We start from the raw sequence: 19,697 nt of genomic DNA on the forward strand, positions 1-19,697 counted from the left end.
TGAGGTTGTTCGGCACTGGTTCGCTGCCGGATCGACCCGCAAGCCAGTCGAGACCTTTTCGTTACATTCGGGGTCGCGACCGAACCGAACCGCCTCGGGGCGCGAACACCCGGCATGACCCACTCGCACAACCTGATGAGGACCCCGTGCTCACACTTGCCTTGATCGGGCTCATCGGTGGGCTGGTCACCGGCATCTCACCGTGCATCCTGCCGGTGCTGCCGGTCATCTTCCTCTCCGGTGGCGCGCAGAGCGCCCGCAGCACACCGATCTCCGGGGACGCCGCGGCCGGCGCGGTAGCCACCGCGGCGCCTCCGGTTCCACCGGTCTCCAAGGCCAGGCCCTACCTGGTCATCGCGGGGCTGGTGGTCAGTTTCTCCCTGGTCACCCTGTTCGGCTCGCTGCTGCTCTCCATCCTCGGCCTGCCCCAGGACGTGTTGCGCTGGGGCGGCATCGTGGTGCTGGCGCTGATCGGCATCGGCCTGATCGTGCCCGCCTTCGAGCACCTGCTGGAGAAGCCGTTCAGCTGGATCCCGCAGCGCCGCCCGGACGCGGCCCGCGGTGGTTTCCCGCTCGGCCTGGCCCTGGGCGCGATCTACGTGCCCTGCGCCGGACCGGTGCTGGCCGCGATCTCGGTGGCCGGATCCACCGGCAAGATCGGCCTGGAAACCGTGGTGCTGACGGTGACCTTCGCGGTCGGCGCGGCCACCCCGCTGCTGATCTTCGCCCTGGCCGGGCGCCGGGTCGCCGAGCGTGTGAAGGCCTTCCGCAGGCGCCAGCGCGGTATCCGGATCACCGCGGGCATCGTGATGCTCGCGCTGTCGCTGGGCCTGGTCTTCAACCTGCCGCAGCTGCTGCAACGGATCATCCCGGACTACACCAGTGCGTTGCAGGACAAGGTGAACAACTCCGAGCAGGTGAAGAAGGCGCTCAACCTCGGCGGTCTGGTCAACGAGCAGAACAAGGACCTGGACAAGTGCACCGAGGGCGCCAAGGAGCTGGAAAGCTGTGGCACCGCACCGGATATCACCGGCATCCAGCAGTGGCTGAACACCCCCGGCGGCGCGGGGATCGACCTGAAGCAGTCGCGCGGCAAGGTGGTGCTGCTGGACTTCTGGGCCTATTCCTGCATCAACTGCCAGCGCTCGCTGCCGCACGTGACCGCCTGGGACAAGGCGTATCGCCAGTCCGGCCTGCAGGTCATCGGCATCCACTCACCCGAGTACGCCTTCGAGAAGGAACCCGGCAACGTGGCCTCGGCCGCCAAGGGCTTCGGCATCGAGTACCCGGTGGCACTGGACAACTCGCTGAGCACCTGGACCAACTACCGCAACCGGTTCTGGCCAGCGCACTACCTCATTGACGCCCAGGGCACGGTGCGGCACATCAAGTTCGGCGAGGGCGACTACCAGAGCACCGAGCGGATGATCCGCCAGCTGCTCGCCGACGCCAGCCCCGGCGTGAACCTGCCCGCGGCCACCGAACTCTCCGACGCGACCCCGGACACCGGCAAGATCACCCCGGAAACCTACCTCGGCTCAACGAAGCGGGTGAACTTCGCGGGCGCCGAAACCTATACCAGCGGCGAGAAATCCTTCGTCTTCCCGGCGAACCAGCCCAAGGACAGCTTCGCGCTGGAGGGTGACTGGACGCTGACGAGTCAGCACATCACCCCGGTCAAGGAGCAGGGCCGGATCCGGCTGGACTACCGGGCCAAGGAGGTCCGGATGGTGCTCTCCGGCAGCGGAACGGTCAGCTACGAGAGCAACGGTGTCACCAAGACCATCCGGGTGGACGGCACCCCGAACTCCTACCAGCTGCTGTCCACAAAGGACATCACCGAGGGCCGGGTCACGGTGACCGTCGGCGCCGGTGTGCAGGCCTACTCCTTCACCTTCGGCTGAGCGGAACGGAATCTCATGGACATCGCAGCTGTGACAACGCAATCCTTCGACGCCGAGGTGCTCGGCAGCCCCCGCCCGGTGCTGGTGGACTTCTGGGCCCCGTGGTGCGGCCCGTGCAAGGCCCTGGCCCCGGTGCTGGACCAGATCGCGGCCGAGCACGCGGACAGCCTGACGGTGGTGAAGGTGGACATCGACGAGCACCCGGAGATCGCCGGGCGTTACCAGGTGATGTCCATCCCCACCGTGATCCTGTTCGTCAACGGCGAACCCACGGCCACCCTCAGTGGGGCCAAGCCCAAGGCGGCCATCCTGACCGCGCTGAAACCCTGGCTGTGACACCGGTTCAGCGATCCAGCAGCTGCGCACACCGGATGAGTCCGAGGTGGGAGTAGGCCTGCGGGTGGTTGCCCAGTGAGCGTTCGGCGACCGGGTCGTACTCCTCGGGCAGCAGGCCGGTGGGTCCGGCGCAGTCGACCATTTGCTGGAACAGTTCCTCGGCCTCGGTGCGGCGGCCGGTGAGCAGGTAGGCCTCGATCATCCAGGCGGCGCACAGGTGCCAGCCGCCTTCGGTGCCGGGCAGGCCGTCGTCGCGGTGGTAGCGGTAGACGGTGACGCCGGAACGGAGTTCGGCCTCGGTGGCGGTGACGGTGGCCTGGAATCGTTCATCCGTCGGGTCGATCAGGCCGGAGAGTCCGATGTGGAGGGTGGCCGCGTCCAGGTCGGTGCCGTCGTAGGCGGTGGTGAAGGACTGGACCTCCTCGTTCCAGCCGTGTTTGAGGACATCGGCGGAAATGACGTCCCGCAACGGGATCCAGGAGGCGTCGATGGTGCGGCCGTAGGTCTGGCCAAGGGTGATGGCGCGGTCGAGGGTGACCCAGCACATGACCTTGGAGTAGACGCGGTGGCGGGGTGCGGCGCGTTCTTCCCAGATGCCGTGGTCGGGTTCGTGCCAGCGGCGGGTGACGGCCTCGGCCATGGCTTCGACCATGCGCCAGTCGTCGTCGGTGAGCTTGCCGCGGGCGTCGCTGAGTTTCTTGACCAGGTCGACTACGGGGCCGAAGACGTCGAGTTGGACCTGTTGGTTGGCCAGGTTGCCGACCCGGACTGGGCGTGAACCCGCGTAGCCGGGCAGGGTGTCCAGGACGGCTTCGGGGCCGAGGGTGTTGCCGTGCAAGGTGTAGAGGGGGTGCAGGCGCTCCGGACCGGTCAGGGTGGCGAGCACGTTGTGGACCCAGTTGAGGTAGGACTCGGCTTCGGTGCGGGATCCCAGTGATACCAGGGCTTGTGCGGAGAGGGCGGCGTCGCGGACCCAGCAGTAGCGGTAGTCCCAGTTGCGGACGCCGCCGATCTCCTCGGGCAGGGACGAGGTTGCGGCGGCGAGGAACGCCCCGGTTTCACCGTGTTGCAGGCCGCGCAGGGTGAGGGCGGAGCGGGCGACCAGGTCGCGTTGGGTACTGGGCAGGGTGAGTCCGGCCAGCCACTCGGTCCAGTAGGCGTCCGCGCGGGCGCGGCGGTCGGGTTCCGGGGCGGCGGCGGAGAGATCGTCGGTGCCGCAACGGAGTTCGAGCACGATCGGGGCGTCCGGGGTCACGGTCACGGTGGCTTCGGCGGTGCCGTCGGCGGTGATGTCCCAGTGCACGCCGGGCGAACGCAGCACGATGGGGTCGGTGGTGCCCAGGACGCGCAGGCCGTCGGGTTCGGCGACCAGGGTGACCGGGACCTGGCCGAACTCCGGGCGCGGGGCGAAGGTGATCAGCGCGGTGGTGTTGCCGGAGATGACCCGGATCAGGTCGGTGCGCTGTGGCGGGGCGTAGTGGTCGAGGTAGTCGGTGACCAGCAGCTTGGACCAGCGGGTTTCCACGGTCATGGTGCCGGGCACGTAACGCTGGCCCAGGGGCAGGCCGTTGCGCTGGGGCTTGATCGAGAAGTGGCCCGCGGCGGGGCCGCCGAGCAGGTCGGCGAAGACCGCGGCGGAATCGGGTTCGGGGTGGCAGAGCCAGGTGAGCCTGGCGTCGGGGGTCAGCAAACCTACCGACCGTTCGTTGGACAGCATGGTGAGGCGTTCGATCGGCACGGCCTGTTCGCCGTAGAGCCAGTTCCGGCGCTCCTCCAGCAGGAAGGCCAGGGTGAGGGCGACCTCGGGGGTGTCGGGCAGGCGGTACTCGGCGGCAGTGGCGCCCTCGCCGACCTTGATGCCCAGGTCCGGTCCGGCCAGTCGCTGGAAGGCTTTCTCGTCGGTGACGTCGTCGCCGATGAACAGTGCGGCGGAGGCGGCGACCTGGTGCCGCAGCACATCCAGGGCGTGGCCCTTGTCGGTCTGGATCACGGCCAGTTCGAGCACCGCTTTGCCCTCGGTGACCTGGATGCCGGGCCAGCTGCCCGGGCCCTGGCGGATCGCGGCGAACGTGTGGTCGGCGATCCCGGGTTCGGCGCGGCGGGAGTGCACCGCGACCGAGGCTGGCTTGAACTCCAGGTGCACGCCGGGAGCGTTGGCGGTAAGCGCTTCCAGAGTGCCGCGAACCCTGGTCAGCAGGTCCTGGGCGGCGCGGTCCAGCTCGTGCACGAAGCCGACGTCGAACTCCGAACCGTGCGAGCCGACCAGGTGCACCTCGGCGGGCAGCCGGGACAGCGTGGCCAGGTCACGCAGCGCCCGGCCGGAGATGACCGCGACGGTGCTGGCGGGCAGGGTGGCCAGCGAGCGCAGCGCGTTCATCGACTCCGGCAGCGGCCGGGCCTGCTCGGGATCGGCCACGATCGGGGCCAGGGTGCCGTCGTAGTCGCAGGCCACGAGCAGGCGCGGGGTGCGTGCCAGCTGGATCAGGGCGCGGCGGAGTTCGGGCGGCAGGGCCGCTGCGCTGGCCCGTTCGGGCACCACGGTGAGCCGGGTGGGTGGTTCCGGTGCGGACGTGCGCACCACCTCGGCGTCGCCAACCTGACCCACGGGAACTCCTTCAGCGTCGCCGCGACCCCGTTGCCGCGGACGGCGACCTTAACCCGCCAATCAGGTGAATTCCCCGAGGTTTTCGACCGGGCCCGCACTACTTCAGGTACGAGTTCCGCTTTCGTTCTCCTGGGGGTGGATCACCCGCTCCCGCGGCTGAGCCCGAGTGCGATTCCCGCGGAGATCAGGAACACCACCGTCTCGTAGCCGAGTGCGTATCCGAACCCGCTCACCGGGTCCGCGCCGACGGCGAACACCAGTCCCGCCAACGTGATGCCCAGGGTGCCGCCCAGTTGCTGGGCGGTGGGCAGCAAGCCGGAGGCGGAGCCGATGGCGTCGGGGTGGGTGCGGGCGAGGACGACGGTGTAGACCGCCGCGGTGAACACACCGAAGCCGAGTCCGGCCGGGATCAGCAGGAGGGACAAGGCCCACGGCTCGGCGGGGGTGCCGATGATCGCGGCCAGTGCGGCGGTCGCGGCGGCGATTCCGGCCGCGGCGACGGTGAGCGGGGTGCTGCCGTGGCGGCGGGTGAGGGCGGGGGCGAGGCGGCTGCCGAGGGCGGCGGCGACCGGGTAGGTGGCGGTGAGCAGGGCGGCGGTGAGTGGGGTGTGGCCGGGGCCGGTTTGCAGGTACCGGAGCAGGAGGTAGGTGAGGGAGGGGACGCCGGCGTTGAAGATGAGGACGAGCAGGATGCCGGCGCGGGCGGGGCGGTCGCGCAGCACGCTGGGGTGCAGGAGGGGGTTGGGGCGGCGTTGGGTGCGGGCGAACAGGGCCAGGAGGGTGATCGCGATGGCGAGGGTGAGCCAGGTCCACGGTGGCCAGCCGGTGTCGCGGCCGAGGGAGAGCGGGAGGATGAACAGGGCCAGGCCGGTGGCGGCGAGGATCGCGCCGAGCACGTCGATCCGGTCGCGATTCGGGACAGGGTCCGGGCAGGTGGCGAGCGAAGACCGACCGGGGTGGGCCGGGGGCGCGCTGGGCGACGGGGTGCGGGCGGCGATCGCGGGCAGCTTTCCGCTGGCCACCAAGGCGAGTAGCGCTACCGGCACGTTCGCCAGGAACAACAGCCGCCAGCCCAGCCCCGTCGGATCCACCGTCAACAGCACCCCGCCCAGCAACGGCCCGCTCAGCGAGGCCACCGCCATGGTCGCCCCCAGCGAACTCAGCGCCCGCGCCCGCCGCTCCACCGGCAGCGCCGTCTGGATCAGCGAGAAGACCTGCGGCGCGACCAGTCCACTGCCCATCCCCTCGACCAGCCGCGCCAGCACCAGGAAACCCGCGGTCGGCGCGAGTGCGCTGCCCACCGTGCCGACGGTGAACACCGCCAGCCCGATCCGGAACAGCCGCCGGTACCCGTACCGGTCCCCCAGCCTGGCCGCGATGAGCAGCAGGCTGGCGAAGGTGAGGGTGTAGCCGGTCAGGACGAGCTGGGTGGCGCCCTGACCGGCGTGCAGGTCCCTGGTGATCGACGGTAGTGCCACCTGGACCAGGGTGACGTCCAGGAGTTGCATGAAGGTCGTGCTCAGCAGGATGGGCAGGATGTTCACTGGCTGGTGGCGAGCAGGGTCTGGGCCAGCTCGGCCGGGCGGGCGGCGAATGGGGAGTGGCTGCCGGGCAGGGTGTGCACGGTGAAGGGGTTGGCCGGCATGGCCTGGTCGGCTTCGGCGATCATGAGGTCTTGCAGGGCCGGGGTGAGGGCCTGGTCCTCGTTGAGGCGGATGAAGTGGCGTGGGATGCGGCCCCAGGCGTTGCGGGACAGGGTGATCGCCTCGGTGGCCACGGCCGGGGGCAGGTCGGGGCTCAGGGCCAGGCGCCAGCGGGCGAAGGACTCGGCGGGGACGTCCTGGTAGTAGGCGAAGCGGAGGCGTTCGAGGTAGTCCGGGTCGGGGCTGAGCGGGTTGATCCGGAACGCGCCGAGTTCGGCCGGGTCGCCGATGGTCAGGTTGCCACCCTTGTTGCTGGCTTGCTCCGGCGTACTCAGATAGTCGTGGAAGGTGGGGCGGGCGGCGGGGACGAAGGCGGAGAGGTAGACCTGCCGGTCGATGAGGTGCGGGGCCAGTTCGGCGGCCAGGGCGGCCGGTCCGCCGCCTGCGCTGTGCGAGACCAGGATGACCTGGTTGTACTGGCGAAGTCCTTGCAGGGCTTGCACGATGGCGTCGGCGTTGTCCCGCATGGTCAGGGTGGCCAGTGCCGATTTCTCGGTGGCCAGGCCGGGCTGGCCGGGGGTCAGGTAGCCGGTGGGATGCGGGGCGGCGAAGCCGTGGCCGGGCAGGTCGAGGGCGAGGCTGGTCGCGCCGCGGGCGGCGAGTTCGCGCTGGGTGGCTGACCACTGCCAGGAGGAGTGCCAGGCGCCGTGCACCAGGAGGAAGATCGTGTTCACGTCACCCAGAGTGCGTCGGCGGATGGGCGTTATCCATCGGTATAGCTGACGACCCGGTCCGCGATACCTGACAGGTATAGCCTGGGGGTATGGAAGCACGACATCTGCGGTACGCGGTGGCGCTGGCCGAGCATCAGCACTTCGGGCGGGCGGCGGCCGCGCTGGGTATCGCCCAGCCGCCGCTGTCCAAGCAGATCGGCGATCTGGAGCGGGAGCTGGGCGCGCGGCTGTTCAACCGGACCCCGCACGGGGTCTTCCCCACCGCCGCCGGGAACGCCTTCCTGCAACGCGCCCGGCGCGCGCTCACCGAGATGTCCGCGGCCGCGGTCGACGCGGGCCGGGCGGCCAGGGGTGAGACCGGGCGGTTGCGGCTGGGATTCATCGGCTCGGCGGTGCTGGAGTTGCTGCCCTCGGTGCTGAGCCGGTTCGGGCGGGAACACCCGGATGTGCGGATGGCGCTGCACGAGATGTCCTCGGCCCGGGGTTCGGCCGCCCTGCTCGCCGGGGACCTGGACATCGCGATCACCCGGGGTGCGCCGCGCGGGGCGGGGGCGGAGAACCTGGTGTCGGTCAGCGTGGGGCAGGACCGGCTCATCGCGGTGGTCGGGCTGGCCAATCCCCATGCGGGACAACGGCAAATACATGTTGACCAGTTGCGCGCGCAGCCGCTGATCGTGGCCCCGCCGGAGGAGGAACCGGCCACCCTGGCCACCATCTCCGAGCTGCTCGGCGAACGCACCATGCCACTGGGCGGCACCATCGAGGCCCGCGATGTGCACACCATCGTCGGGCTGGCCGCCTGCGGCATCGGGGTGGGGCTGGGCCCGGCCTGCATGCGGGTGGCGGCCCGCCCGGACGTGCGGTTCCTGGACGTGACGCCGCGCACCGAGCTGCCGCCGCTGGTGATGTCCTACCGCGCGGGCGATCCCGGGCCGGTGCTGGGCGCGTACCTGGACGTCACCCGGGAGCTGTGCCCGAACGTCCGTGGCCTGCGCTGAGTCAGCCCAGGGCCTTGATCATCGTTTCCCAGGAGCGCAGGAATTCCGGGTACTCGGCGGCGAAATCGGCCAGCGCGCGCTCGCCTGCCGGGCTGAGCGGGGTGAGCCGGTAGGTGACGGTGACCGTGCAGCCGCTGCCGCTGGGTTCGATCTCCACGGTGACCGTGCCCGCCCGCGAGCCCGGGGTCACCCTGGCGTAGCAGATCCGCCGGTCCGGCTCGCGGTCCAGCACGATCCAGGTGGTGCACTCACCGTCCACTGTGGTCTCGAAGACGGTGCCAGGTTCGGAATCGTCCACTGTGGACACCGGGAACTTGGGCTGCCAGCCGGGCACCCAGTGTTCCTCACCGCGGGCGGTGAACAGCGGGAAGGCGGCCGCCGGGGCCAGGGCGAGCGGGAAACGTCCGGTCAGGTGCCGCGTGGCCGTCATACCGCCACGGTACCCAGCAGGCGCCGGCCGGTTTCCGGTGGGCCGACGTCGAGTTGGCCCAACTGGTACGCCAAGTTTGCCCAACTGGGCGTCCCACTTGGGCCAAGTCGACGCGCTTGTGTTAGCTGCTAACATGTTAGTGGCTAACATGGGGAGGTCGCGGTGCCGTACACGTCAGCGCTGGTGGTGGGGGCTGGACCGACGGGATTGACGCTGGCCTGCGCGTTGCGCGCGGCCGGGGTGGGGGTCCGGGTGCTGGATGCCGCATCCGGACCGGCCACCGCCAGTGGCACGCTGGGTTTGCCGCCGCGGGCGGTGGAGGCCCTGGACCGGCTGGGTGCGCTGCCCGCGGTGGCCGGGGTGGCCGGGCGGGAGTTGCGGTTCGGGCCGGACGGGGTGCTGGCCTCGCGGGCGCAGATCGAGGGCGCGTTGCGGGAGCGGCTGGACCGGCTGGGGGTGGCGGTCGAGTGGGGGCTGGCGGTCAGCGGGATCCGGACCGAGGGCGATGTGGTCGAGGTGCGGGCGGGCGCGGAGGTGATCCGGGCGGGCTGGGTGATCGGCTGCGATGGTGTGCACAGCGCGGTCCGGGCGGCGGTGGGGATCGACTTCCCCGGCCAGCCGGTGACCGAGCGGTTGCGGGTGGCCGATGTGCGGGCGGAGCTGCGGCGGCCGCGGGACACGGTGGCGGTGTGGTTCCGGGCGGGCGGGTTCCTGGCGGCGTTTCCGTTGCCTGGTCCGGATCAGTGGCGGTTGATGGGGCCGGACGGGGCTGACTTGCCGGGGTGGCTGCGGGAGGAGACCGGGGCCGAGGTTGACGAGGTCACCGGGGAGTCCGCGTTCCCGGTGCAGCGGCGGCTGGCCACCGCCTACCGGCGTGGGCGGGTGCTGCTGGCCGGGGATGCCGCGCACGTGCACGCGCCGCTGGGCGCGCAGGGACTGGCCACCGGGATCGGGGACGCGGAGAACCTGGGCTGGAAGCTGGGTGCGGTGATCCTCGGGCGGGCGGAGGCGGGCCTGCTGGACAGTTATGAGGCGGAGCGGCGGCCGGTGGCGGCCGAGGTGCTGCGGGTGACCGGCGAGGCGACGAACGTGCTGTTCAGCCAGGGCTGGGCAGCGCGGCTGGCGCGCGGGCTGGTGCTGCGCTCGCGCTGGATGCGGCGGCGGATCGCAGCGCGGGCCTCGCAGCTGCGGGTGAGTTATCGCCGGGGGCCACTGGGGGCGGCGGCGGGTCAGGGCGAGGTGGTGGCCGAGGCGGCCGAGCAGCGGGTGCGGCTGGCTCAGGTGGCGATGGGGCCGGGGTCCTGGCTGGGCGGGGTCGGCACGGCGCCGGTGACGGGACTGGGCCGGGTCAGGGCCGGGGACCGGGTGCCGGATTTCCCGTGTCATCGCGCCAGTGGCGTGCCCACCCGGCTGCACGCCGAACTCGGCGGGCACTGGGCGCTGCTGTCCCCCTTCGCGGACAAGAGCGACATCGTCCGGCCGTGGCTGGGTGAGAGCGTGGTGGATCTGCGCTGGCCGCACAACGAACTCGCGCTGATCCGCCCGGACGGCCACCTCGCCTGGCGCGGCCACCACACCGCCGACCTCCAGCGCTGGCTCACCGGGGTGCTCGGGCAGGCCGCGGCCGCGACGCCGATACTCACCCGGTGAGCGAGACCGACTGGCGGGCCAGGAAGAAGGCGAGCACCCGCCGCGCGATCAAGGACCACGCGCTGCGGCTGATCCTGGCCAAGGGGTTCGAGGCGACCACGGTGGAGGAGATCGCGGCCGCCGCCGGGGTCTCGCACATGACCTTCTTCCGGCATTTCCCGCGCAAGGAGAACGTGGTCGAGATAGACGACTACGACGCGCTGATGGGTGCGCAGCTGGCCGCCCGGCCGGTGGACGAGCCGCCGCTCACCGCGGTGCACCGGGCCGTGCGCGGCGCGGTCATGCAGATCCCGCCGGCGGATCAGGCCACCATCCTGGTCCGCGCCACGCTGGTGCTGCGCACACCGGCCCTGCGCGACCGCAACCACCTCAACCTGCAGGCGGGCACCGCGAACTTCGCCGCCTGGCTGGCCAGTCGCGCCGGTCAGGCCGAACCGGACCTGGCGACCAAGGTGCTGGCCGGGGCCGCGGTGGCCGCGTTGTCCAGTGCGATGACCGCCTGGGTGGAACGGGAGGGCGCCGTAGGCCTGGAGTTGTTGCTGGATGAGGCTTTCGGCGCCCTCGGCGTGCCACCGGTCACGGCAGCAACAGGGTGATCCGGTCCGCGTTGCGTTCCACCGCGGCGCGGCTGTAGAGCAGTGGGAAGTACTGGCCCGCACGCCATTTCCCGGCCAGGTCACGGTAGTGCGGATCTGCTTGCACACCGGACTGGCCGGGGGTGTTGATCGCGCGGGCGGCGTCCCAGTTGCCGACGTCGAGGACCATCCGGAAGGAGGCCCCGCCGGTCTGCCGGAAGTCGGTGCGCCGGTAGCCGGAGGCGTTCACCGTGTCCTTGGAACCGCCACGCGGGAACGGACCGACGTCGAAGCGGGCCCGGTCCGCCGGGGACAGCGTGGGGCTGAGCGGGTGCTGGAACAGGGTGTGCTGCAACCGGCCCCACTGCCAGCTCGCCGGATCGTTACCCAGCAAGGTTTCCGCCTCCTTCCAGGCGGCGGCGAGAGTCTCGTTGACGAGCTGGTTGCGCTTGGTCACCGGGTCCGCGCCGAACCACTTCTCCGGGTGGGTCAGGGCGTCCAGGACGTTGCGGCTGTCCGGGACGGCGATCAGTGCCGCGGCGGCCGGAGCGAGGGCGCGGACCAGGCCGGGGTTGAGGTGCCGGGCCAGCCACAGCTCGAACAGCGCGGCCTGCGGTGATTCCTTGTTCTCCACCGCGTTCCAGCCGCGCAGCAGCGTCAATGCCTTGGCGGACAACGGATCCGTGCCGGGCACAGTAGCCAGGACGGCGGTGAGCTGCCGGGCCGGGAGGGAGAGCTGGTCGTTCTGCAGGCGCATCGCGTCGGCCACGCTGAATCGCCGGTCCGCGCTCAGCACGTCAGTGATCCGCTGGTGCCGGTACGGCGCGGACCACTCGAAGCCGATCGGGTGCGGGAAGCCGGGTGGCAGGTTGAACTGGTTGGCGGTGGCCACAAAACCCTGCGGCGGGTTGTAGGCGTGCGGCAGGTCGTCGCCGGTGTGGAAGCCGGTCCACTCGAACCGGCCGTCACCGGGCGCGGGCAGCAGGCCGTCGTAGCCGGAACGCTTGGGCGCCAGGCCGCCCGGCACCCAGCCGATGTTGCCACTGGTATCGGCGTAGACCTGGTTCTCCGTTGGCGCGCCCCAGTTCCGCATGGCCGCCTTGAACCCGGCGAAGTCCCGCTCGTACATGTACCGCACGCTGCCGAAGTAGGGTGCCATGCCCGGTTCCAGCCAGGCGCTGCGCACCGCGAAGGCCCGCCCGTCCGCGGTGGCCAGCACCGGGCCGTGCCGGGTGAACGGCAGCTCGACCTCGACGGGTTCCTTGCCCGCCACCGAAATCCGCTCGCGCAGCACCCGGATCGGCTCCCAGCCATCCCGGTAGCGGTAGCGGGTAGGGTCGGCCGGGTCGAGCTGGTAGACGTAGAGATCCTCCTGGTCCATCCGGAAAATGGTGAGTCCGAAGGCGATCCGGCCGTTGTGGCCGATGGAGATCCCGGGCAGCGCGGGTTCGTTCGCGCCGATCACGTCCAGTCCGGGCGCGGACAGGTGGCTGAGGTAGCGCAGCGAGGGAGCGGAGTAGGCCCGGTGCGGGTCGTTGGCCAGCTGGGCCCGGCCGGTGCCGGTGCGGCTGGGCGCGACCACCCAGTTGTTGCTGCCCTCGCTGAACTCCTCCCGCGCCGTGGCCCGCACCTGGCCGCCGGTGAAGGCGACCTGCTGGGTGGCCAGCTCGAAGGTGCGCAACACGTTCGCCGGAATCGTGCACGGGTCCAGTCCGCCGGGCGGCTGGATCGGCCGGTCCGGTTGCAGCGGCTGACGCAGTTTGTCCGTTTCCAGCCCGGCCGCGCACGCCACCCTGGCCCTGGTGACCTCGTCGGTGAGGTTGCCGGTCAGGCCGTGGCTGCGGATGCGCACCACATCCGCCGGCGCCCAGCGCGCGGGCCGGTAACCCAGGCGGCGGAACTCCTCGGGCAGTGCGGCCGGGGTGCGCTCCAGGTGCTCGATGTAGGCGTTGATGCCCTGGGTGAACCGGGTGGCGATGCCGCGGGCGCGCTCGCCGTAGGCCGCCCACTCGCGGTCCATGTCGCCGCGGTAGAGGAACATCCGGGCGGCCCGGTCCTGCTCGACGTAGTTCGGGCCGAGCACCTCGGCGAGCTGCCCGAGCCCGCGCCGCCGCCACAGGTCGATCTGGAACAACCGGTCCCGCGCGGCGATGAACCCCTGGGCCAGGAAAGCGTCATCCTGGTTGGTGGCGTAGACGTGCGGCACACCCCAGGTGTCGGTGACCACCCGCACCGGCCCACGCACGCCGGGGATGTGGTGCACGGCGGTCGGGGGCGCGGCCACGGCCGGGGTCAGTCCGGCACTCGCGGTCACCAGCACGAGCACTACCAGCAAGAATCGTCTCACGACCCGTCCCCTCGCCGACGCCAGTGCCGATCACCCTGCCGCAGCCGGGCCAGGAAGGCGAGTCTGGATTCACCGCGACGCCCGATAACGCCGACTTTGCCCAAGTCGTACGCCGAGTTTGCCCAACTGGGCGTGCCACTTGGGCCAACTCGGCGGCGGCGGACCGCGGTGGGCTGCTAGCGGTCTACTGGGAGGGCGGGGCCGTTGTAGCGGAGGGTGCCGGTGGTGTCGTAGACGCGGACGGTGTACTCGCGGAGCTGGTCGTTGGCCTCGCGGCTGGATGCCCAGACCGCGTCCAGTTCGTCGTCGATGGTCACGGGTCCGGCGGCTCGTAGCTCGTCCAGGCGGCGTTCGCTCGGTAGGTCCAGGTTGACCGAGACAGCGTAGCTGCCTGCCGCGATCTGGGCCGGGAGTACCGTGCCGTCCGGGGTGATCAGTTCCAGCCTGGCCATGTCCGGGGCGAGGATGCCCGCGAAGCCCGGGTGCGTCCACTCCACCGAGTAAGGGCGGTGGGTGAAGTCGGGGTTCCAGCCGCGGCTGAGCAGGTTGTGCTGTGGGGTTTCCCGGTCGCGGCGGAACACGGCCATCCCGGCCCAGCCGGACTCGTGGTTGGCCAGCAGCACGCCCTCGGTGCCGCTGGACCCGCAGCGGGCGCCGGGACGCCAGCCTTCGTGGGTGACCGCGGCCACCGGCCTGCCCTCGGCTTCGGCGGCCAGGTATTCCTGGGTGAAGGCCTTGAGTTCCCGCGCTCGCTGTTGGTCCTCGTGTTCCGGCATGTGACTTCGCGCCTCGGCTCTCGTCTGTCTACAGTGGACATCTCGCGAGTTCAGGCTGACACGCGCGTCGGCCGCCGGCCTCCGGGTTTTCCCTGAAAACCACCCGGAGTGCCGACGGCCAAGGCCGGTTGATCGGGGTCAGCGCTTGCCGCAGGCGGCGGCGTCCACCAGGTCGAGCACCTGCTGGTGCGCGGCCGCGCCGTTGCCGAAGGTGCCGGGCAGCGCGGTCACCGCGACCGCGACCCCGCGGCCGTCCTCGGTGACCCCGCCCCTGGTCTCGTAGCCGGGGATGTCACCGCCGTGACCCCACAACACCTTGCCGCAGCTCAACTCGAAGCGCATCAGGCCGAGGCCGTAGGTAGCGCCGGCGAACAGGCCCTTGGTGGGGACGGTGCGCTTCATCTCGGCCAGCTCGGCCTGGCCCAGCAACTTGCCGCCGAGCAGCGCGGCGAAGAAGCGGTTCAGGTCGCTGGGGGTGCCGACCAGCTCCCCCGCGGCCCAGCCCCAGCCGGTGTCCTGCCGGGTGGCGTCGACCACCGGGGACTCCGGGTCCACGTTGCCAGCCTTGTTGTACCCCTTGGCGTGTTTGCCGCGGATGTCCCGTTCGCCCACGTTCGGCCAGTAGGTGTCGCGGAGCCCGGCGGGCTTGATCACGCGTTCGGTGACCACCTCGGCGACCGGGCGGCCGGTGACCTTCTGGATGAGCAGCCCGGCCAGGGTGTAGCCGGTGTTGCTGTAGGAGAAGTCCGTGCCGGGGGCGAAGTCGGCGGGGTGGTCAAGGGCGGCGTCCAGGGTCTCCCGCGGGCTGACGTAACGGTCCCGCACGGCCTGGAAGCCCTCCAGGCCGATGAACCGGGTGTAGTTGGGCAGGCCCGAGGTGTGCTGCAGGATCTGCCGCACGGTGATGGTCCGCCCGTCACCGGCCTGGCCGCGCACCAGATTCGGTAGGTACTTCTCGATCGGCGCGTCCAGTTCGATCTTGCCCTCGCCGACCAGTTGCAGCACCGCGACGGCCACGAAAGTCTTGGTGTTGCTGCCGATCCGCACCCGGTCGTCCTTGTCCGCCTGACCGGAGACCAGGTTGCGACCATCCACAGTGGCCAGTGCGGCGGGGAACTTGTCGTTGCGCACCAGGTTGTCCAGGCGTTGCTGCACGGAGTTGCGGGTCTGGGTTTCAGTGGCCAGTGCGGTGGCGCCGGTGCAGGCCAGCGCCAGGCCGAGGGAGATGGTGACCGCGGCGGTGCGGCGGGCCAGGATGTTGTGCTTCATGGTGTTCTCCTTGTCCGGTAGCAGGATCAGCGCTGGTCGCAGGCGGTGGCGTCGAGGAACTGCTGGAGGTGCTGGCCGGCCAGGGCGGGATCGCCGAAGGTGCCGGTCTGCGCGGTCACCGCGAGGCCGATCCGGCGGCCGTCCTCGGTCACGCCGCCGCGGGTCTCGTAGCCGGGAATCGATCCGCCGTGCCACCAGAGGACCTTGCCGCAGCTCAGCTCGGTGCGGAACACGCCGAGGCCGTAGCCGGCGTTGCCGGGCACGCCGGTGGCCACAACGGTGCGCTTCAGTTCGGCCAGCTCGGCCGGGCGCAACAGCTTGCCGCCGAACAATTCCGCGAAGAACCGGCTCAGGTCGCTGGGCGTGCCGACCAGCTCTCCGGCGGCCCAGCCCCAGCCGGTGTCCTGGCGGGTGGCGTCGACGATCGGGCCGCCGGGCTTGGTGCCGTCGGCCTCGGCGTAACCCTTGGCGTGCCTGCCGCGGATGTCCCGCTCGCCCACGTTCGGCCAGTAGGTGTCGCGCAGCCCGGCGGGCTTGATCACGCGTTCGGTGACCACCTCGGCGACCGGGCGGCCGGTGACCTTCTCGATGAGCAGTCCGGCCAGGGTGTAGCCGGTGTTGTTGTAATACCACTTCTCGCCGGGCTCGAACATGGCGGGCTGGGCCAGCGCGGCGTCCAGGGCGTCCCGTGGGCTGAGGTAGCGGTCCCGCGCCTCCTGGAACTTCTCCATGCCGATGTGGCTGGTGTAGTTGGGCAGGCCGTTGGTGTGCTGGAGCAGCTGGCGCACCTTGATGTTGTTGCCGTCGATTCCCTTGCCGCGCACCAGACCCGGCAGATACTTCTCGATCGGCTTGTCCAGTTCGATCTTGCCCTCGCCGACCAGCTGCAACACCGCGACGGCCACGAACACCTTGGTGTTGCTGCCGATCCGCACCCGGTCATTCTTGTCCGCCTCACCAGCGACCAGGTTTCGTCCGTCCACACTGGCCAGTGCGGCCGGGAACTTGTCGTTGCGCACCAGGCTGTCCAGGCGCTGCTGGGCCTTGTTGCCGTGGTAGCCCTCGGTGGCCAGCGCGATGGCGCCGGTGCAGGCCAGCGCCACACTGACGGTGACCGCGGCCACCGCGGCGGTCGAGCGGGCCAGGCTAGTGCGCTTCATCGTGGGTGTCCTGTTCTGCCGGGGCGGCGGGCTCTCCGCTGCTGGTGATCAGCTTTCCCGGTCGCGGACGCGCGCACAGGCCCGCGAACTGCCGTCCTTGAGGTGGGGCTGGCCCTACCCCGCCGGGTTGGTTACGAGCGGGGACCTCTGGCGAGGTGTCTAACGGCCGCGGCGTGGTTTGCGGCCCCGGCTGGTGGGGGCGGCGGTGCGCTTCTGGTTGCGCGCGGGGGTGGCGGCGGGCTTCTTCGCCTTGGCCGCAGCGGGGGCGGGCGCGGGTGGGGTGAGGCCGCGGGTGCTGTTCAGGGTGCGGCCGCGGACGATGCCGATGAACTGCTCGGTCAGCTCGGTCCCGGCGTCTTCCCGCCAGGACAGCGCGACCTGGGAGACCGGCGCGTCGGCCAGTGGCCGGAAGGTGAGGTCCTTGCGGTGGTGCAGGCGGGCCAGCGACTGCGGCACGATCAGCAGTCCCACGCCCGCGGCTACCAGCTGGATGGCGTCGGCGGTGCTCTCCGGCCGCTCCTTGGCGGGCTGACCGGGCGGGGCGGTCCAGTCCAGGGAGTCGTCCAGGGGGTGCAGGACCAGCAGGTCGGCCAGGTCGGCGGCGGTGATCTTGGTGGCGTCGGTGAGCGGGTGGTCCTTGGGCAGCACGACCACGGTGTTCTCGGTGTAGAGCGGGATCGCGTGCAGGTCGGTGCGGTCAATGGGCAGCCGCAGCAGCGCCGCGTCGACCTCGCGGGCGCGCACTGCCTCGGCGGCCTCGGTGGGCGAGAGCGGGTGCAGGTGCAGCGGGACCTCGGGCAGGCGGTCCTGCCAGGTCCGGATCCACTTGGCCGGAGTCACCCCCGGCACGTAGCCGAGACGGAACGACGCAGGGGTGTCCGAGCCAGTCACCAGGTCAGATTACCGCCCGTGGTCAGCGGCAACGCACCAGCTCGATACCCTGTGGACATGACGTCGCAGAAAACCCCCCAGACGATGAAGCCCGCGACCGCGGCGAAGAAGCTGGGTGTCTACCTTGAGGCCACCCCCGCGGAGTTCCAGGAGGGTGTCGTCTCGCGCGACGAGCTGAACGCGCTGCAGGCCGACCCGCCGGAGTGGCTGCGTGACCTGCGCCGCAACGGCCCGCACCCGCGTCCGGTGCTGGCACTGAAGCTGGGCATCTCCATTGGCGGGCTGGCGCGCGGTGGGATCACCGAGGCGCTGACCACCGCGCAGGTGGAGGAGCTGAAGGCGGAGAACCCGGAGTGGCTGCGGCAGGAGCGGGCCACGCAGGCCGAGGTGCGGCGGGAAGAGGCCCGGTTGAAGGAGCTGAAGGCGAGCGGCGAGCAGCCGAGCGCACCGGGCAGGCGACGCTAGTCAGGGCGTAACCCGGGTGCGCCGGGGCGCGCCGACCGGCAGACTGACCTGCTGTGATCACCACGCTCGCCGCACGGCCGGAGCTGCTCGAACCACTGCTCGGCATGGACACCGACTGGCCGGAGTTCCTGCTGCACGACCTGGTTTCCGACGCACTGTGGGTCGAGGTGCCCGCGGCGTTCCCGGAGTACTGCGTGGTGGCCACCGATGGCGGCGAGGTGGTCGCCCGGGCGCTGGCGGTGCCCTATGACGGGGCGGGCGCGGGCCGGATGCCCATGCCGGACCAGGGCTGGGACCGGATCCTGAGCTGGGCGTTCGAGGACCAGGACGCCGGGCGGGCGCCGACCGTGGCCGGGGCGCTGGAGATCACGGTGGCGGCCGGGGCACTGGGGCGAGGGTTGTCCGGGCGGATGCTGACGGCGCTGGGTGAGGCGGTGCGGGCGCGGGGACTGGCTGAGTTGCTGGTGCCGTTGCGGCCGACCGGGAAGCACCGGCAGCCGGAGGTGCCGATGGCGGAGTACGTGGCCCAGACCCGGGCGGATGGGCTGCCGGTTGATCCCTGGTTGCGGGTGCATGTGCGGGCGGGTGGGATCGTGGAGCGGATCGCGCCCGCCTCGGCGACGGTGAGTGGGTCGCTGGCGCAGTGGCGGGAGTGGACCGGGTTGCCGTTCGACCGGGATGGCGGGGTGGCGGTGCCGGGGGCGTTGTCGTTGGTGCACTGCGATGTCGCGGCGGATTTCGCGGTGTATGTGGAGCCGAATGTGTGGGTGCGGCACCGGCTGGTGGGCTGACCGCGGCCGACCGTGTCAGTGCGCTTGTGTGTGGCTTTCTTCGAGGGAGAGGCCGCGCCGTCGCCCGTCGAGGATCGACCAGAATCGGTCGCAGTTCATGGGATCGCTGGCCGGGCATCGCTGACCGTGTTCGAGTGCGGTGCGGGCCACCTCGATGCGGTGTTGCTGCTCGGCCAGCTCGGCCAGCTTGTGCTCGACCAGCTCCTGCCGGCTTTGGCTCTCGCCCGCGAGGAACCGCCCGATCTCGGCCAGTGAGAAGCCGATCTCGCCGAGGAAGCGGACCAGGGTGACTTCACGGACCGCCGACTCGGCGTAGCGCCGTCGTCCCGCTGCCCGAGCCTCGGGCCGCACCAGGTCAAGTTCGTCGTAGTAGCGCAGCGCGCTGGTCGGCACGCCGGTGCGTTCGGACAGTTCACCGATGGACAACGACGTCGGCGAAGCCCCGGTGCGCTCGGTGGCAGGCATTGACTTCAAGCGTACTCGAAGTGCTTGGCTCGCCTCATGGAGATCAAGAAGCGAGTGCTGGCGCAGTTCCACCGGCCGACCGGGGCCGTCGGGCACGTGGTCGGCTGGATCATGGGGCGGCGCTCGTCGAACGTGGCGCGCAACCGCTGGGCGGTGCGGCTGCTGGACATCCAGCCGACTGACCGCGTCCTCGAACTCGGCTGCGGTCCGGGGGTGGCCATCGCCGGCCTCGCCACCCGGGCGTCCCGGGGCTTGGTCGTCGGCGTGGATCACTCGCAGGTCATGATCCGCCAGGCGGGTCGCCGCAACAGGGCCGCCATCAGGGCCGGGCGGGTACGCCTGACGCACCTGCCGGTCGAACAGCTGTCGATCATCGACGGGCCGTTCGACGCCGCGCTGGCGGTCAACACGGTCGGCATGTGGCCCGATCCGACCGCCCGGCTACGCGAACTCGCCCGGTTGTTGCGGCCCGGCGGGCGCATCGCGCTGGTGTCCCAGCCTCGCTGTCCCGGCGCCACCGCGGCCACGTCAGCGGCGGCCGCCACCGAGCTGGCGGACCAGCTTGCCGGGGCGGGGTTCGTGCACCTCCGAACCGGGATGCTCGACCTGGACCCGCCGGTGGCGTGCGTTATCGGGCACGTGGCACCTGCCCGATAAC

18 protein-coding genes are annotated in these 19,697 nt (G+C 71.1%); 8 read left to right on the forward strand and 10 right to left on the reverse strand.

Features of this window, described 5'->3' with window-relative positions; all coding sequences use genetic code 11:
* Positions 1–146 precede the first annotated feature (146 nt).
* The gene (locus ACTOWY_RS08170) at positions 147–1,904 is read left to right on the forward strand and encodes a cytochrome c biogenesis protein DipZ (RefSeq protein ID WP_441309001.1); all 1,758 of its coding nucleotides are present in this window, start codon (positions 147–149) and stop codon (positions 1,902–1,904) included.
* Positions 1,905–1,919: 15 nt separating this feature from the next.
* Positions 1,920–2,240, forward strand: a complete 321-nt coding sequence (gene trxA, locus ACTOWY_RS08175; protein ID WP_441309002.1) for a thioredoxin — start codon at positions 1,920–1,922, stop codon at positions 2,238–2,240.
* A gap of 7 nt (positions 2,241–2,247) precedes the next feature.
* Here trxA and otsB read toward each other — a convergent pair whose 3' ends face one another.
* The 3 genes from otsB to ACTOWY_RS08190 form a co-directional block, all read right to left on the reverse strand.
* The gene (otsB, locus tag ACTOWY_RS08180) at positions 2,248–4,776 is read right to left on the reverse strand and encodes a trehalose-phosphatase (RefSeq protein ID WP_441309129.1); all 2,529 of its coding nucleotides are present in this window, start codon (positions 4,774–4,776) and stop codon (positions 2,248–2,250) included.
* Between the two features lie 209 nt (positions 4,777–4,985).
* Positions 4,986–6,389: an MFS transporter gene (locus tag ACTOWY_RS08185; RefSeq protein ID WP_441309003.1), complete on the reverse strand. Its 1,404-nt coding sequence runs from the start codon at positions 6,387–6,389 to the stop codon at positions 4,986–4,988.
* On the reverse strand, positions 6,386–7,222 hold the full coding sequence (locus ACTOWY_RS08190; RefSeq protein ID WP_441309004.1) for an alpha/beta fold hydrolase: 837 nt from the start codon (positions 7,220–7,222) through the stop codon (positions 6,386–6,388). Before ACTOWY_RS08190 ends, ACTOWY_RS08185 begins: the two co-directional genes overlap by 4 nt.
* An 89-nt stretch (positions 7,223–7,311) precedes the next feature.
* Here ACTOWY_RS08190 and ACTOWY_RS08195 point away from each other — a divergent pair, with 89 nt between their 5' ends.
* Positions 7,312–8,220: a LysR family transcriptional regulator gene (locus ACTOWY_RS08195; protein WP_441309005.1), complete on the forward strand. Its 909-nt coding sequence runs from the start codon at positions 7,312–7,314 to the stop codon at positions 8,218–8,220.
* A gap of 1 nt (position 8,221) precedes the next feature.
* On the opposite strand, the gene ACTOWY_RS08200 is transcribed toward ACTOWY_RS08195, so the two are convergent.
* On the reverse strand, positions 8,222–8,650 hold the full coding sequence (locus ACTOWY_RS08200; RefSeq protein WP_441309006.1) for an SRPBCC family protein: 429 nt from the start codon (positions 8,648–8,650) through the stop codon (positions 8,222–8,224).
* Between the two features lie 162 nt (positions 8,651–8,812).
* On the opposite strand from ACTOWY_RS08200, the gene ACTOWY_RS08205 reads away from it, so the two are divergent.
* Positions 8,813–10,300, forward strand: a complete 1,488-nt coding sequence (locus tag ACTOWY_RS08205; protein ID WP_441309007.1) for an FAD-dependent monooxygenase — start codon at positions 8,813–8,815, stop codon at positions 10,298–10,300.
* Positions 10,297–10,896, forward strand: coding sequence for a TetR/AcrR family transcriptional regulator (locus tag ACTOWY_RS08210; protein ID WP_441309008.1), 600 nt, complete (start codon positions 10,297–10,299; stop codon positions 10,894–10,896). The genes ACTOWY_RS08205 and ACTOWY_RS08210 overlap by 4 nt, the downstream gene beginning before the upstream one ends.
* Here the strand turns inward: ACTOWY_RS08210 and ACTOWY_RS08215 are convergent.
* From ACTOWY_RS08215 to ACTOWY_RS08235, 5 genes are all read right to left on the reverse strand, one after another.
* Complete coding sequence (locus tag ACTOWY_RS08215; RefSeq protein WP_441309009.1) at positions 10,877–13,222, reverse strand: penicillin acylase family protein; 2,346 nt, start codon at positions 13,220–13,222, stop codon at positions 10,877–10,879. The two genes, ACTOWY_RS08210 and ACTOWY_RS08215, sit on opposite strands and share 20 nt — an antisense overlap.
* Positions 13,223–13,398: 176 nt before the next feature.
* Complete coding sequence (locus ACTOWY_RS08220) at positions 13,399–13,998, reverse strand: hypothetical protein (RefSeq protein WP_441309010.1); 600 nt, start codon at positions 13,996–13,998, stop codon at positions 13,399–13,401.
* Between the two features lie 138 nt (positions 13,999–14,136).
* Complete coding sequence (locus ACTOWY_RS08225) at positions 14,137–15,267, reverse strand: serine hydrolase domain-containing protein (RefSeq protein ID WP_441309011.1); 1,131 nt, start codon at positions 15,265–15,267, stop codon at positions 14,137–14,139.
* A gap of 26 nt (positions 15,268–15,293) precedes the next feature.
* On the reverse strand, positions 15,294–16,427 hold the full coding sequence (locus tag ACTOWY_RS08230) for a serine hydrolase domain-containing protein (RefSeq protein ID WP_441309012.1): 1,134 nt from the start codon (positions 16,425–16,427) through the stop codon (positions 15,294–15,296).
* Positions 16,428–16,586: 159 nt separating this feature from the next.
* Entirely contained in the window at positions 16,587–17,318 is a 732-nt protein-coding gene (locus ACTOWY_RS08235; RefSeq protein WP_441309013.1) for a LysR family substrate-binding domain-containing protein, read from the reverse strand.
* A gap of 57 nt (positions 17,319–17,375) precedes the next feature.
* Here ACTOWY_RS08235 and ACTOWY_RS08240 point away from each other — a divergent pair, with 57 nt between their 5' ends.
* Both ACTOWY_RS08240 and ACTOWY_RS08245 read left to right on the forward strand, forming a co-directional pair.
* Entirely contained in the window at positions 17,376–17,783 is a 408-nt protein-coding gene (locus ACTOWY_RS08240) for a DUF5997 family protein (protein ID WP_441309014.1), read from the forward strand.
* A 53-nt stretch (positions 17,784–17,836) separates the two neighbouring features.
* Positions 17,837–18,574, forward strand: coding sequence for a hypothetical protein (locus ACTOWY_RS08245; RefSeq protein ID WP_441309015.1), 738 nt, complete (start codon positions 17,837–17,839; stop codon positions 18,572–18,574).
* A gap of 15 nt (positions 18,575–18,589) precedes the next feature.
* Here the strand turns inward: ACTOWY_RS08245 and ACTOWY_RS08250 are convergent, their stop codons facing one another.
* A complete protein-coding gene (locus tag ACTOWY_RS08250; protein ID WP_441309016.1) occupies positions 18,590–19,039 on the reverse strand; it encodes a MerR family transcriptional regulator in 450 nt (149 codons plus the stop codon).
* Positions 19,040–19,075: 36 nt separating this feature from the next.
* Here ACTOWY_RS08250 and ACTOWY_RS08255 point away from each other — a divergent pair, with 36 nt between their 5' ends.
* Positions 19,076–19,696: a class I SAM-dependent methyltransferase gene (locus ACTOWY_RS08255; RefSeq protein WP_441309017.1), complete on the forward strand. Its 621-nt coding sequence runs from the start codon at positions 19,076–19,078 to the stop codon at positions 19,694–19,696.
* Position 19,697: the final 1 nt, after the last annotated feature.

Origin of the sequence: Crossiella sp. CA198, from assembly GCF_052078295.1 — a bacterium.
Taxonomy (GTDB): Bacteria; Actinomycetota; Actinomycetes; order Mycobacteriales; family Pseudonocardiaceae; genus Crossiella.